Here is a 14,659-nt window from a genome sequence, read left to right on the forward strand (position 1 = left end):
CGGTGGATCTTCCGCTTCAGGTCCTCAGCTCGGCCAGCATCTTCTCCAGGTCCGGGAAGTCGACCGGCTTCACCAGGTGCCCGTCGCATCCCGCCTCCTTGGACCGCTTGCGGTCCCCCTCCTGCCCCCACCCCGTCAGGGCGATGATCGTGATCGACTCGCCCCAGGGCTGTTCCCGGATCTGGCGCGTCGCCTCGTACCCGTTGAGCACCGGCATGCCGATATCCATCAGCACCACATCGGGGCGATATTCGCGGGCCGCCTCCACCGCCTGCTGGCCGTCGAACGCGGTGCGGACCTCGTGGCCGGCCATCTTCAGCAGGCGGGCCAGGCTGACCGCCCCGTCCCGGCTGTCGTCCACCACGAGGATGCGGTAGCCCGCCCGCCTGGGCGACGCCGGCTCGGTCGCGGCCCGGCCCCGATGCCCGGAGAGGACCGGGAGGGTGACGGTGAACGTGGTGCCTCCGCCATCGCTGACGACGGCGACCGTGCCGCCGTGCATCTCGGTCAGCCCCTTGACCAGGGCCAGGCCGATGCCGAGGCCGCCGGTCGTCCGCTCGATCGACCGGTTCACCTGGCTGAACATGTCGAAGATCTTCGGCAACTCCGCCTCGGGGATGCCGATGCCCGTGTCTCGCACCGAGACGGAGACGACATCACCCTGGGGCTTGGCGCCGAGCCAGATCTTGCCCCCTCGGTGCGTGTACTTGGCGCTGTTCGTCAGCAGGTTGGAGAACACCTGGGCCAGTCGCGTCAGGTCCGCGTCGAGATCGATCGGCGTGACGGGGAGGGACACGGTCAGCTCGTGGCCGGCGGCGTCGATCATCGGCCGGGCGGTCTCGACCGCGCTGGCGATCACCTCGGCGAGGGTCACACTGACCCGGCGCAGCTCCATCTTGTGCCGGTTGATCCGCGAGACGTCCAGGAGGTCGTCGATGAGTCGGACCATGTGCGTGAGCTGCCGGTCCATCATGCCCAACGCCCAGCCCGACGAGGCGTCCCCGCCCGCGAGCTTGAGCGCCTGCAAGCCGTTGCGGATGGGAGCCAGGGGATTCCTCAGTTCGTGGGCCAGCAGCGCGATGAATTCGTCCTTCTTCCGGTCGGACTCCCGCAGTTCCTCCTCGGCCCTCTTCCTCTCGGTCACGTCCTGCACCACGCCGTGCATCCGCACCAGGTTGCCGGCCGCGTCATAGAGCCCGCGACCGCGGGCGGCCACCCAGACGGGGCGGTCGGCCAGGCGGTATTCGATGTTGTAGTCGGTCTTCTCGGCCACCGCCCGCGCCGCCGCCTCGCGTGCGCGCTCGCGGTCGTCGGGGTGGATCATCCTCCGACCTTCCTCGCGGCCGTGCGGCACCCCCGGCGGCGTCCCGTACAACTCGGCGGCGCGGGCGGATGTGGTCATCCGGTCCGTGGCCGGGTCCCACTCCCACGTCCCCAGACCGCCCGCGTCCAGGGCGAGCCTCAGCTTCTCGGCCAGCCGGGCCGCCTCGGCCTCGGCCCGCTTCCGCTCGGTGACGTCGGCCGCCACGCCGAACAGGCGGACCCCCCCGCCGGGCTGGTCGAAGACCGTGTCGCCCCGCTCCTCGATCCAGATCACCCGGCCGTCGGACGGGCGGATCAGCCGGTAGTCGATGTGGTAGCCGCCCCGGCGCTCGATCGCGTCGCGGTACGTCGCCTCGTACGCCGCCACATCGTCGGGGTGGACCAACGCCAGGCCCTGGTCGATGCCGGTCAGCCCCACGCCGGGGGGCAGGCCGAACACGTCGGCGGCCGTCTCGGAGACCCGCAGCCTCCGGTCGGCCGGGGTCCACTCCCACGCCACCATCCGGGCCGCGGCCAGGGCGGTGCGGAGCCGCTCCTCGCTGGCCTTCAGGGCCAGCTCGGCCTCTTTGCTCGCGGTGACGTCGGAGAACAGGGCGGCCACGCGCCCCTGCTCGGGCCGGCCGACCCGGAAGGCATAGACCTCGATCCAACGCCCCAGCGCCTCGCCGTAGCGGGTCACGCGGATCGGTTCGCCGGTGGTGGCGACCCGTCCGTAGATCTCGAACCAGTGCCGATCCTGATCGGGCAGGAATTCGCGGATGGTCCGCCCGACCGCGTCCTTCAGCCCCGTATGCCGCTCGAACGCGGGGTTGTACTCGACGAAGCGGTAGTCGATGGCTACGCCCGCGTCGTCGAAGATCATGTCGAAGGTGCAGAACCCCTCGTCGATCGAATCGAGCAGGGTGCGATACTTGCCCTCGGAACGGCGTAGCGCCTCCTCGGCGAGGCGGCGTTCGGTCACGTCGATCATCGCGCCGAAGAGATGCGTGGCCGTCTCCCCCGACGCATCGAACGACGCCCGGCCCGCCGATTCGATCCATCGCGGCGAGCCGTCCGGGCCGATCAGGCGGAATTCGAAGCGATATCGACCGTCGCCATCGGGGGCGGCCGCCCGCTCGATCTCGCGCTCGACACGCGCCCGGTCTTGGGGGTGGATCAGGCCCAGATGCTCTGCGAGCGTCGCATTCTCCCCCGGCGCGCGGCGCAGCATCGCCAGGGCCTGGTCGCCCCACTCGAACCGGCCGGCCCGCAGGTCGAGGACGTAGTCGCCAATCCTGGCGGCCTCAATGGCGAGCAATCGGCGCCGCTCGCCCCGTTTCGCGGCGTCCGAATTCGCCGGGGAGTCCGGTACCGGTAGTTTGCCCGGAGGGCGGGGATCTTCTCGATCGTTCACCCTATCACCGTTCTTGCCTCAGACCATTCGGCGATCCATCGTCAAGGACTGGGTTACCCATTTTACCGGCGAGGCGGGCAGCGCGGCAGGTAGGGCCGCCAAGAATTGCGGCGTCCGAACATGGTGACCCAAAGGTCGAGGCGGACTCTCGGGCCGATCTCGGCATCAACCGCTTCATCTCATCAGGTGCCACGCCCGGCCCGGGACTTGCTCCTGATGTATCGACATGGATACGCCCAGCTACCTGAACTTCGACAAGACGAAATATGCCTGGAAGCCCGACGTCGACTACCGGGAGCACCCGGAACTGTATCGGGTCGGCAAGGGGGAACAGGGCGTCTTGATCTGCGAGCCTTACAAGGGTGAGCTCGTCCCCTTGTGGCGGTTCAAGACGCCCGAGATCGCCGCCGTGTCCAGCCGGGCGATCTATAAGATGTTCCTGGCCTATCTGCATCGGGGCGACTTCGTCGGCGCGGACATGGCCCGCAAGTTCCTTCAGATGGGCTTCACCCGCGCCCGCCGCTACACGAACTACAAGGGCGGCCGGAAGTACGACCCCGTGGACAAGCGGCAGCTCGAAAAAGGGACGGGCGACCCGGTGAAGGCGGCCTCGGCCCAGATCTTCTTCGACGCCTGGAAGAAGGCCGAGGCCAAGCCCGCCTATGCGAAGTTGAAGGCGGAATGGAAGGAAAGGTATGGGTGACCGGCGATCGCGGCAGGCTACCGGCTCGGCCCGGGGCGGCGCATGCGGATAGGAAAGGACGCGGCCCGGGACGTCGGCGGGCCGAGAGTGACGAGCCGGGAGAGCCAGGATTCGAGCAGCATGCCGATCTCCGGCCGACTGCCGGCAGGCATCGCCGGGGACCACCGCTCAGGCCCCCGACGGCCTGACCTTCGGCCGTGGCGTCCGTCAGCCCTGGCGCCTGCTGGCCAGGCCCGTCGCTTCCATCCAACCCGGGTCGTAGTCGAGCGAGAACAGTCGCTGGACCGTCTCGGCGCGGCCGGGACCGGGCTCCAGGAGGGCCTCGATCGCCTGGCGAAGCTGGCCGATGCGGCGGTCCGGGGGAGAGTCGCCGGAATGGGTCGGTGCCCGGTCCAGGCGATCGAGCGCCGCGGCGAGTTCGAGGATCTTGCCACGCGTTTCCAGGAAGTCGCGATTGAGCACCGCGGCGACGTCGCGGGGAGTCGTCGGCATGGCCTCACTCCGTCGGATGCGGCGGGGAACGAACGGTTCGGACTGAGTCGAAGTTTCTAGAATATGCCATCGTCGGCGGGAGTGCCAGGGGGAGTCGGTCCGGGCCGATCCCGCCGCGACCGACCGCCCGGCCCGGCCGATCAGCCGAAATTCTTGAGACGTTTTGGACGTATCCCTGGAATTGTGCAATGATTGTCGGGATTGTAGCGGCAGTAGGCCGGGTGCCCCCGGCGATCGGGACGTCTTGGTTCGCCTTTTGCCCGTAGTGGAGATGTCACCGGGGCCTGACCTGGTGACGATCGGTCGTGAGTTCTGGTATTGTCGGTAAGATAGGGGAATCGGATTGTGCGGGCTTGGCCGAGTCCGGCATCGATTCCGAGGGTTTCTCCGAGGAGATTGACCGACCATGAGATTCCGCCCCGTGTCGCAGGCCTTGATCGCGGGCACGCTCCTCTTCCTGCCGAGTTCGGCCCGGTCCGACGTCATCTATGAGACGGACTACCTCTCCTCGGGGTCGGTCCTCCTGCCGACCTCGACGGTCGTGTCGAGCTCCTACCTGCTGCCGACGACGACGACCAGCTACCTGTCGCCGACTTCCTATGTGCTGCCCACGTCTTATGTGGCGACCTCGAGCGTGTTCGCCCCGGACATCCTCGACCAGACGTCCTACGTGCGGACCTATCGATCCTCGGTGCTTCGTCCGCGCCGGTTCGTGGAGAAGACGTCGTACATCGTCTCCCCGCGCTACGCGCTGGCGCCGACCTCGTACGTCGTGCCCACGACCACCGTCGTGTCGCCGACCAGCTATGTCCTCCCGACCCGCTACGTGTCGTCGACGATCGTCCCGACGTCCTACGTGGTCGGTTCGCCGCTGATCGCGACCTCGCTGGCCTCGTCGTCCCCGTGCGAGGAGACGTCGGCCCCGCTCACGCCCACGCTCACGCCCACGCCCACCTCGACGACGCGGAACGAGGCACCCCGGCCCCTGCCCCCGGTCGCCCCGGCCGAGCGTCAGCCGTCGGGGGTCATGCAGAGCACTCCATCGAACGAGAGCCACGAACCCGCCGTGGCCGAGCCCCCGATGACCTCGAGCGGCGCCACCCCCACGAATCGTTCGACCGTACCTGTTCCGGCCGCCCCCACGACCCCGCTCGATCCGGGCCCGGCGAAGCCGACCGGCACGCCGCCGGAACCGGACTTCCCCGAGATCCCCAAGCCCGGCGAGAGCGGCCCCAGCACCTCGCTGCCCCAGGACAACTCGCTGCCCGAGCGGCGCGACTCCTACAAGTCGATCTATTCGAGCCCGAACCGGCCCGACTTCCGGCCCCCGGTCCAGTCGCGCAACGTCCTGCGGGGCCGGGTCATGGCGTTCGATACCGGCAAGCCGGAGGAGGGCGTCACCGTCTACCTGACCAGCCGCACCGGCGCCTTCTCGGACCGGACCACGCAGACCGATGCCGATGGCCACTTCGCCGTGACCCTGCCCGACGGCGACTGGGCCGTGAAGGTCCGGATGCCGAGCGGAAATGTCCGGAGCGTGGGGAGCGACGACGTCACGGCCAGCGCCGGGCGGATCATGGACGCCGCCGGGCGCGGGGTCAGCGAGTTCGTCATCACCCGTTGATCGCCGGCAGGCCGGCACGAAACTCTTCCTCGCGGGGCGGGCCTTCGATGCCCGCCCCGCTCGATAAACCGGCCGGGGCGGGCGGCACGATCATGGCGGACGGATCGGCACCGCTGCGGATCTGCTATGTCCTGAGCCATTTCCACCCCCATGCCAGCGGTGCCGAGCGCCAGGCCCTGGCCCAGGGCCGGGAACTGGCCCGACGGGGGCACTCGGTGCGGGTCGTGACCCGATCCATCGAGGGGCAGCCGGACGACGACGCCATCGACGGGGTGCGGATCCACCGGTGGGTCCGCACCTCATCGCTCGGCCCCCTGTTCGGGATCTCGTTCGTCGCCGGCGTGGTCCGGGCTCTGAGGCGGCTCCGCCCCCATTACGACCTGATCCATACCCATCAGGGGTTGTGGGAGTCGATCGCCACCGGCGCGGGGCGGCCGCTGCTGGGCGGGGCGCCCGTCCTGATCCAGCCCGCCAGCTCGGGCTATTTCGGCGAGGCCGAGGAGATGGCCCGGACCAAGGGGTTTCCCTGGCTCCGCCGGCTCGCGGTCGGGCACACCGCCTATGCGGCGATCTCCGCCGACATCGAACGCCAGTGGCTCGCGCTCGGGGTGCCGCCCGATCGGATGATCCGGACCGCCAGCGGGGTCGATAGCCAGCACTTCCGCCCCGGGCGGGCCTCCCCGGAGGTCGAGTCCCGGCTCCCGGTCGGCCCTCGCGTGGTATTCACCGGGCGCCTCCACCCCCAGAAGAACCTGGATCTCCTGCTCGACATCTGGCCCGAGGTCGTGGCCCGCACCGGCGCGGCCTTGATCCTGGTCGGGGACGGCCCCGAGCGCGACCGGCTCGTCGAACGGTCCCGGTCCCCGGAGATGGCCGGCCGGGTCCACTTCGCCGGACCCTCGGCCGACCCCGCCGAGATCCTCCGCGCCTCCGACGTCTTCGTCCTGCCCAGCGTGGCCGAGGGGATGAGCAACTCGCTCCTGGAGGCGATGGCGACCGGCCTGCCCTGCCTGGCCTCGGCGATCGGGGGCAACACCGACCTGCTCGCTGAGGGCCGATCCGGCCTCCTGATCCCGCCCGACGATCGCGACGCGTGGGCCTCGAACCTGGTCGAGGTCCTGGGCGACCCCGCCCTGAGGGGCCGCCTGGGTACGGCTGCCAGGGCGCGGATCGATGCCGAGTTCGCCCTGACCGCCGTGGTCGACCGCTACGAGGCGATCTATCGACGGATGCTATCGGGCCTCCCGATCATCGGCGCATGACGCGGCCCGATCCCGGGGGATCGGGCCGCGATCCGGGCCCCTGGTCGGCCCGGGTTCAGTAGGAATCCGCCCCCTGGATCTCGCCGCCGCCCCGGGTCACGAGGCCCGCGAAGATCCGCATCGAGATCGTCTCCTTGAGGAACTTCACCGAGCCGTCGCCGAACAGGAAGTTCGCCCCGCCGGGGTGGAACGCGAACGCTTCCCCCGAGCCTTCGGAGAGGTAATAGGGATAGGTGATCGACGGCGTGGGTCCCTGATCCTGGCCGTTGGTGCAGTTCATCGGGCAGGGCCCGGGCGTGTTGTTCCCGCCCAGGTCCGAACCGTCGATGCTGAAGTCGCTCGCCGGCCGGCTCCAGCCGCCCCCGTTGGAATAATGGGCCGAGCCGTCGTTCACGGTTCGCCCGCCCCGGCGATAGACGATCGGCCGGCCCGCCGATTCGGCGATGGCGATCGTGTTGGACAGCCCATCGGTCACGTCGGCCAGCCGGGGACTCTCATTCTTGGGCATCATGCCCGGCCCGGAGACCGAGGCCCACGAGCCGGAGACGACGCGGGGATCCACCGAGATGACCACGCCGTAGTCCGTGGGCGCGGCCACCGTGGGCGTCCAGGTGGCCGCCTGGGCATCGCCGTCGAGCCGCTTCGGATCGGCGGGGCTGGAGGGGCAGAGCAGGTTGTTGACGTTGGCCCGCACCACCGTCGAGTTCTCCGGGAGGCTCCAGTTCACCGACTGGTTGTAGGCGTTGTACAGGACCGTTTGCTCGATGTACGGGAGCATGAAGGTCAGGGCGGCGACGCGGGGCGCCGTGGTGGCCCCGCCCGCCCTTACGCTGGAGGGCAAGACGCTCCGGGCGTTCTCGAAATTGTGGATAGCCAGCCCGAGTTGCTTGAGATTGTTCACGCACTGGGTCCTGCGGGCCGCCTCGCGAGCCGCCTGGACCGCTGGCAGCAGCAGGGCGATCAGCACGGCGATGATGGCGATGACGACCAGCAGCTCGATCAGCGTGAAACCCCGACGGGAGGCGCGACGACGGATCATGGACGGAACTCCTGAAATCTGGGGGGAAAGGTCGCCGGTCGGCGTCGTGCCGGGGGCGGTCCCGCGTTACTTGGTGATCTCGAACGGCTTCAGGTCGTTGGCCGCCTGCGCGACCGTCACCTTCAGCGGAGTCTTGGCGGGATCGCTGTACTTGGCGGGGATCACGTTCGGGCCCGACTGCAATTCCTTGTTGACCACGATCGGGCGATTCCACTGCACCGTGACGGCGTACTCCCCGGCGGGCGCGCCGTCGTTGTTCTCGTAGGTGGTCAGTTGGAACGAACCATCCGACTTGACCGGGGCGGTCGGCAACGTTGCATCGGTGCCCGCGGCGGCCGGGTGGAAGACCACGAATCCGCCCGAGGCGGGAGCCCCTTTGAAGAACACCTTCCCCTGCACCGCATAGACCTTCGTCCGAGCGTCCTGGGAACACCCGGGCACGCTCAGCAACGCCGCTACCGACAGGGAGATCCAACCCGTCACGGAGGCCGACCCGCGCCACGATCTCATGATTCTCTCCACTCGGAGACAGGCAAAATTCGGCCTGCAAAACGGGCCAAAATCACGTTGCCATCAATGTCGGTCATGATTGTCGAGATTGATCGGTTTTTCAATCTCAAGTTGACCAGTTTTATCGGATTTGTCGGGTTGTCAATTTTCTCTCAAGATCGTCGTGGGTTTCGTCGCGACGACGGGTGGATGACTTGCCTATTTCCCTCCATGGCCTATCCTTCCCCAAGAGATGCCATGCAGAAGGCGCGGTCGAACCACCCCACGATGCCACCCGAACTATCCCGCCCGACGCCTCGCCTGGCCGCCCCGATCGTCATGGCCCATGGCCTGTTCGGGTTCCGCAGGATCGGCCTCGGCCCCCTGACCCTGGCCTGGTATTTCCGAGGGATCCCGGAAGCGTTGCGGGCCGCGGGCAACCGGGTCCTGGTGACGCGGGTCCACCCGACGGCGGGGGTCGCCCGCAGGTCGCGGAAGCTCGGCGAGCAGATCCGCGAGGCCTTCCCCGACGAGCCGGTGCACCTGATCGGCCACAGCATGGGGGGGCTGGACGCCCGTGCGTTGGTGGCCGACCCGTGGTGGCAAGGCCGCATCCTCAGCCTGACCACGATCGCAACGCCCCACCTCGGCTCGGCCCTCGCCGACTTCGCCAAGCTCCGGGTCGGGCGGATCTATTCGGTCCTGGAACGCCTGGGCATCGACCACGCCGGGTTCATGGACGTGACCCCGGCGGCCGCCCGGGATTTCAACCGGCGCACGGCCGCCCCGCGCGGACTGCCGACATTCAGCGTGGCCGGCGACCCCGACCCGTCCGACGTCTGCTGGCCGCTGCGCCGGCTCCACGCCGCGCTCTGCGAGTTGGAAGGGCACAATGATGGGCTGGTCTCGGTCGGGTCGGCGAACGCCTTCGGCGAACCGTTGCCGACCTGGCCGGTCGATCACCTCCGCCAGATGAACTGGTTCCCGGCGGACGGCGGGACGCTCCCCTTCCCCAGCGTGGCCCGGTATTACGGGGAGGTCCTGGCCCACCTGGCCACCCTGCCCTGCGAGGCCGACCGTCTCGCCGAGTTCGCCTCGCGCGAGACGGCCTGAACCGACGCGGCTAGACGATCTCGGCGACCGGCTCGGCCACGGCGTCGGTCGTTGCCGTCCGATCCAGCAGGATCGCCACCGTCATGTCCCCGAGGACGTTGGACGAGGTCCGGCACCGGTCCAGGAACCAGTCGACCGTGAGCAGCAGCGGGATCTGCTCCGACGGGAGGTTCACGGCCGCGAAGATCAGGGGCAGGGTGACGAACCCGCCCGACGGGATGCAGCCGGCGCCGATGCTGGCGATCACGGTCGTCAGGACCACCACGAGCTGCTCGGTCAGGCCCAGGTTCCGCCCCAGCGCCTGGGCCATGAACAGGACCACCGCCGCCTGGTAGAGCGCCGTGCCGTCGTTGTTGAAATTCGTCCCGACGCAGGCCGCGAGCTGGCTCGACTGGCGCGACACCCCGAGCGGCCCCATCAGGGCGCGGAGGGTGTAGGCCATCGTGGCCCCGGTGCTGGCCGTGCTGAACGAAGTCGCCATCACGTTGGCGGCCCCCTTGATGAACCGGATCGGGGACATCCCGCCGAACACGGCCAGCTGGATCAGATACCAGATCACCTGGCAGGCCAGGCCGCCCAGCACCACGGCGATGAACCAGATCAGCGACTGGAAGATGCCGAACCCGTACCTCATGATGTTGGCGGCGACGACCCCGAACACGGCCAGGGGGACCAGGGCGACGATCCAGAGCAGGACCCGCATCAGCAGCTCGAAGCTCACGACCACCAGGTCGATCGCCACCTGGTAGGTCGTCTCGCCCCGGGCGCGTTGCTCGTCGCGGATCTTGGCCAGGCCGATCCCCAGGGCCAGGGTCACGATGACCAGCTGGGCCAGGTGATTCCGCACGAAGGCATCGCCGATGCTCTCGGGGACCAGCTCGAACAGGAGCTTGGTCACCCCCTGGGGGCCGGGCTTCGCCGCCGCCCCGGCCGATGGAGCGGCCGAGGCGATCTCGGCCAGTTTGGCGCCGACCCCGGGATGGATCAGATTGGACAGCACCAGGCCGATGGTGATCGCGGCGATGGTGTTGACGAAGTAATAGAACATCATCAGCGCGCCCTGCCGGCCGCGGATGTCGTTGGTCACCAGGGCGCTCAGGATCGCCATCACCACCAGCGGGGTGGCAATCGCCTTCAGGGCCCGGATGATCAGGTTGGGGGCCAGGTCGAGCGTCGCCGGGACGTCGATCCCCGCGATCGTCTTCGGGGCGAAATATCCGAACGGGATGGCCAGCAAGGCCGCCGCGATCACCCAGACATAGAGCGGGATCCCGCCGGGGCGGCTCTCGGGCTCGTCGGCCACGCCGGCCGGGGCCTCGTAATCGGCATGCGCCATCGCAGCTCCAAACAACATCGAGGACGGGAGGAAGGGTTCAGATCCGGGTCGGAGTCGGTGGGAGAGGGGACCTCGTCGGACGCGAGGGGCGGCGATCGCCGGCCTCGTCCGCTCGATCTTAACAGTCGATGGCGGTCGGGGATAGGGTCAATCCTCCCGTCGCCCGGCCCGGATCCGGGCGGCCAGGTCGGCCCATAAGGCGTCGGCGTCGATCGCCGTGACCCAGCGGATCTCGCCGGCCGGCCGGGAATGGTCGAACGAGAGGTCGGCGTTCAGGCGGGGTCGCGGGCGAGTCTCGGCCGTGGCCAGGCCGAGCAAGATGGCCGTCGTGACCTCGTCCCAGATCGGCCAGGTCGTCGCCGACCCGGTCTCGGATTCGGCGAGCTTGCCGCTCCGGGCGAGCCACGCTTCCAATTCCCGGACCAGGGCGGGACCCGGCTCGGGGCCATCGGCCAGCAGGCGACGAGCGCGATCCGGGGTCATCGCCAGAGCCTTCCGGGTCAGGGCGGAATCCCCGACCACGATCGGGATCGAGGATTCCAGAAGCGTCCTCCAGGCGTCGGGGTCATTCTTGACGTTCCAGACGTCACCGCCAATGTCCCATTCGTTGAACCCCATCGCCACGATGGTGACCCGGTCGGCCCACGCGGGGTCGATGCGGAGGGCCGAAGCGACGTCGGTGGCCGCGCCCAGGACGATCACCGTGAGCCGGTCGGCGGGGGTTCGGCCGCGGGCCTGCTCCAGAAGGAAGTCGACGCCCGGATTCGACGCGGTCGCCTCCTTGCTGAAGAGCGGCCGGTTCGACCCGGCCAGGACCGGGGGGCGTCGGCCTTCCGGGAGTCGGGCGAGCCATTCCCGGGCGATCCGGGCGGCCCCCTCGGCCGCCGGGGCGGGCAGCGACGGGGAGTGCGTGGTGACGATCCCCTTCAGGTCAATCCCGGGCAAGAGGGCCAGGTGGACCAGAGCCCACTGGTCATCCACCTCGGCCCCGATGTCCGTGGTCAGGACGACCGGCCGCCGCGCGGGCGGCCCCTGCCCCACGACTCCGGCGATCAGGGCGATGGCGATCGGCATGTTCATCGGCGACTCTCCCAGGGGATTCGGCTCGGACCGGCCCGTCGCTCAGGATACTCGATCGGGGCGGGGCGCCGGCAACGGCCGGCCCTGGGGCCGACCCGCCCGGCCCTGGGGTCGCGACCGATTGCCCTGGGGACCGGGATCGCCGATGATTGTCCGAGGTAGCGTGACGTTGACCGAAGGTCGATCGCCGAAGGCGAAAAGGAGCGATGATGAGCCGAGACGACGACCAGGAGCCCCGCCCGCCTCGCCGCCCCGGGCCGCGGCCCCGTCCCGTCGAGGAGGCCGTCGGCGGGGGCAGCAGCACGTTCCGGCCCAGCCCGATCCCCGCCGGGGCCGCCCGGAAGAAGCGGGAAGAACGCACCCCCGCCCCGGTCACGGGCGGCCCGAACTGGTTCGAGCGGATCTTCTACGGGCAGGTGAGCACGGCCCACCTCGCTATGTTCTGCCGCCAGTTCGCCTCGTACCAGGATTCGGGGGTCGACCTGGTCCGGTCGCTGGCGAGCATGGAAACCCAGTTCGCCCGATCGGCCCTGGGGCCGGTCATCCGCCGCCTGCGGCTGGCGGTCTCGGGGGGCGATCCCCTGTCGGAGGCGATGGCCAACGAACCCCAGGCCTTCGACTCCCTCTGCCTGAGCATGATGACCGTGGCCGAGGCCCGGGGCGGGATCCCCGAGACCCTCCGGCGGCTGGCCAACCACTACGATGCCCGGCTCCGGCTGATCCGACAGGCCCGGTCCGCACTGATCTATCCGGCCTGCGTCCTGGCGGTCGCCTTCGGCGTCGTGCTGCTCCTCGCCATCTTCGTGCTCCCCAAGTTCGCCGACCTCCTCGCCGACATGACCCGGGGGGGCCAGGCCAATTTGCCCCTGCCCAGCCGTGTGCTCATGGGCTTCAGCGCGTTCGTCACGTCGCACGGTTGGTGGTCGATCCCGCTCGCCACGGCGGTGTTCTTATTCGCGGCGTTCCGCTGGTACAGGACGTCTTCGGGGAGGGCGACGCTCGACCGATTGAGCCTGTACGTCCCCGTCCTGGGGTCGCTCCGCAGGAAGATCGACACCAGCCGATTCGCGCGGACGCTCGGCTCCTTGCTGGGGGCGGGGGTCGACATCGGCTCATCGCTCGACCTGACGGCCAGGGTTCTCCACCTGGGACCATTCCGCGAGGCGGTCGCCTCGATGAGGTCACAGGTCCTCCACGGCGCCGAGCTGTCGGAGGCGTTGGCCGCGACCCGGCAGTTCGGCCCCGACGTGATCGCCATCGTCGGTTCGGGTGAGGAGTCGGGCCGCCTGCCCGAGTCGCTCGATAAGCTGGCGGATGATTACGAGGATCAGGTCAACTACACGGTCAAGAATCTCGGGCAACTGGTCCAGCCCGTGATCGTCATCACCATGGCCGGGGTCGTCCTGTTCATCATCCTGGCGATCATCCTGCCTTACATCCAGATCATCACGTCGGCGGCGGGAGGTGGCTGACCGGGTCATCCCTGCGCTGGGCGAGGAACCCCGTGGCGATCGCGACCGCCGCGGCCACCGCGCTCAGGAGGGCGGCGAGCCGCAACACCGGCTCGACGCCCACCTGCGCGGCCAGCCCACCCGACCACAGGGCGCCGAGCGGGACCGAGGCCGAGAAGATGATCATCCAGATGCCCATGATCCGGCCGCGTAGCTCGTCGGGGATGGACGTCTGGATCAGGGTCTGTGTCGAGGAATAGAACATGACCCCGCCGAACCCGGCCCCCATCATGCAAAACGCCCCGATCGCCAGCCGTATCACCTCGCCGCCGTGCCCGCCGGGGGACTTGGGCAAGGCCGACGAGGCGGCGAGGAAGGCCGAGAACACCAGCAAGCCGGCCGGGATCAGCCGTTCCTTGCGGGCCAACCCGCCCAGCGAGGCGACCACCAGCGCCCCGCAAGTGGCACCGACCCCCGCGGCCGCCAGCAGGACGCTATAGCCCCGGGCCCCGGTCCCCACGACGACGCGGGCATAGGCCGGCATCAGCGCCGAGTAGCCCATCCCGCAGACCCCGAACACGGCCATCAGCGTGAATAACCCACGCACCCGGCGGTCGCGGCCGAGATAGGCGATCCCGCCCAGCAGGTTCCCCGCGTCCCCCTCCGCATGGGCCGCTTGCGGACGCTCTCGCGCCCGGATCGACAGCAAGGCGGCGATCGCGGCCAGGTAGCTCGCCCCGTTGAGCCCGAAGCACCAGGCCCCGCCCAGGGTTTCGAAGCAGAGCCCCGCCAGGGCCGGGCCGATGACCCGCGATGCGTTGAACAGACCGTTGTTCAGGGCGATGGCATTCATCAGCGAGGCCCGTCCGACGATCCCGTACAGGAACACCTGGCGGGCGGGCATCTCGAAGGTGATCAGCACCCGGGCCAGGGCCACGACCACCGCCAAGGGCGCGATCGAGACCCGTTCGACACCGAAGGCCACCAGGGCCGCCAGGGCGAAGGCCAGGGCCATCTGGCCGATCTGGGTCGAGAGGATCAGCGCCTTGGGGGCGACCCGATCGGCCAGGGCTCCGGCGAAGAGGCCGACGGCCAGGCCCGGGAGCAAGCTCGCCGCCTGGACCTGCCCGAGGGCCATCTCCGACCGGGTCACCTCGTAGACGATCCAGCCGACGGCGGCATCCTGGAGCCATGTGCCGATCAGGCTGATCCCCTGACCGATGTAGAAGCGGCGATAATCGGGGATCGCCAGCGCGGCGAAGGTCGCCGTTCGGGCGCGAGGCGGGGCGGTGAGGTCGGGCATGGAACTCCGGGTCGGCCGGGGGAGCGGGTCGGGCGGTCCAGACCCTCTCAT

12 protein-coding genes are annotated in these 14,659 nt (G+C 69.4%); 5 read left to right on the forward strand and 7 right to left on the reverse strand.

From position 1 onward, the window contains the following. Positions 1–16: 16 nt before the first annotated feature. Positions 17–2,620, reverse strand: a complete 2,604-nt coding sequence (locus TA3x_RS04435; RefSeq protein ID WP_435018897.1) for a hybrid sensor histidine kinase/response regulator — start codon at positions 2,618–2,620, stop codon at positions 17–19. Between the two features lie 322 nt (positions 2,621–2,942). On the opposite strand from TA3x_RS04435, the gene TA3x_RS04440 reads away from it, so the two are divergent. After that, entirely contained in the window at positions 2,943–3,419 is a 477-nt protein-coding gene (locus tag TA3x_RS04440) for a DUF4385 domain-containing protein (RefSeq protein WP_435018898.1), read from the forward strand. Positions 3,420–3,626: 207 nt separating this feature from the next. Here the strand turns inward: TA3x_RS04440 and TA3x_RS04445 are convergent, their stop codons facing one another. Next, positions 3,627–3,911: a hypothetical protein gene (locus tag TA3x_RS04445; RefSeq protein WP_435018899.1), complete on the reverse strand. Its 285-nt coding sequence runs from the start codon at positions 3,909–3,911 to the stop codon at positions 3,627–3,629. Positions 3,912–4,317: 406 nt separating this feature from the next. Between TA3x_RS04445 and TA3x_RS04450 the strand changes: the two genes are divergently transcribed. Both TA3x_RS04450 and TA3x_RS04455 read left to right on the forward strand, forming a co-directional pair. After that, on the forward strand, positions 4,318–5,535 hold the full coding sequence (locus tag TA3x_RS04450; protein WP_435018900.1) for a carboxypeptidase regulatory-like domain-containing protein: 1,218 nt from the start codon (positions 4,318–4,320) through the stop codon (positions 5,533–5,535). Positions 5,536–5,582: 47 nt separating this feature from the next. After that, positions 5,583–6,797: a glycosyltransferase family 4 protein gene (locus TA3x_RS04455; RefSeq protein WP_435018901.1), complete on the forward strand. Its 1,215-nt coding sequence runs from the start codon at positions 5,583–5,585 to the stop codon at positions 6,795–6,797. 55 nt (positions 6,798–6,852) lie between these two features. Here the strand turns inward: TA3x_RS04455 and TA3x_RS04460 are convergent, their stop codons facing one another. Further along, entirely contained in the window at positions 6,853–7,836 is a 984-nt protein-coding gene (locus tag TA3x_RS04460) for a DUF1559 domain-containing protein (RefSeq protein ID WP_435018902.1), read from the reverse strand. A 66-nt stretch (positions 7,837–7,902) separates the two neighbouring features. Further along, positions 7,903–8,346, reverse strand: a complete 444-nt coding sequence (locus TA3x_RS04465) for a hypothetical protein (RefSeq protein ID WP_435018903.1) — start codon at positions 8,344–8,346, stop codon at positions 7,903–7,905. 237 nt (positions 8,347–8,583) lie between these two features. Here TA3x_RS04465 and TA3x_RS04470 point away from each other — a divergent pair, with 237 nt between their 5' ends. Next, positions 8,584–9,438: an esterase/lipase family protein gene (locus TA3x_RS04470; protein ID WP_435018904.1), complete on the forward strand. Its 855-nt coding sequence runs from the start codon at positions 8,584–8,586 to the stop codon at positions 9,436–9,438. A 10-nt stretch (positions 9,439–9,448) separates the two neighbouring features. On the opposite strand, the gene TA3x_RS04475 is transcribed toward TA3x_RS04470, so the two are convergent. Together TA3x_RS04475 and TA3x_RS04480 are read right to left on the reverse strand one after the other, a co-directional pair. Then, on the reverse strand, positions 9,449–10,774 hold the full coding sequence (locus TA3x_RS04475; protein WP_435018905.1) for a dicarboxylate/amino acid:cation symporter: 1,326 nt from the start codon (positions 10,772–10,774) through the stop codon (positions 9,449–9,451). A gap of 147 nt (positions 10,775–10,921) precedes the next feature. Then, positions 10,922–11,854, reverse strand: a complete 933-nt coding sequence (locus TA3x_RS04480) for a nucleoside hydrolase (protein WP_435018906.1) — start codon at positions 11,852–11,854, stop codon at positions 10,922–10,924. 209 nt (positions 11,855–12,063) lie between these two features. Here TA3x_RS04480 and TA3x_RS04485 point away from each other — a divergent pair, with 209 nt between their 5' ends. Beyond that, positions 12,064–13,326: a type II secretion system F family protein gene (locus TA3x_RS04485; RefSeq protein WP_435018907.1), complete on the forward strand. Its 1,263-nt coding sequence runs from the start codon at positions 12,064–12,066 to the stop codon at positions 13,324–13,326. Here TA3x_RS04485 and TA3x_RS04490 read toward each other — a convergent pair. Further along, positions 13,301–14,659, reverse strand: a complete 1,359-nt coding sequence (locus tag TA3x_RS04490; RefSeq protein WP_435018908.1) for an MFS transporter — start codon at positions 14,657–14,659, stop codon at positions 13,301–13,303. The genes TA3x_RS04485 and TA3x_RS04490 overlap by 26 nt on opposite strands.

The sequence above is a fragment of the Tundrisphaera macrotermitis genome (genome assembly GCF_051175315.1).
Classification (GTDB): domain Bacteria; phylum Planctomycetota; class Planctomycetia; order Isosphaerales; family Isosphaeraceae; genus Tundrisphaera.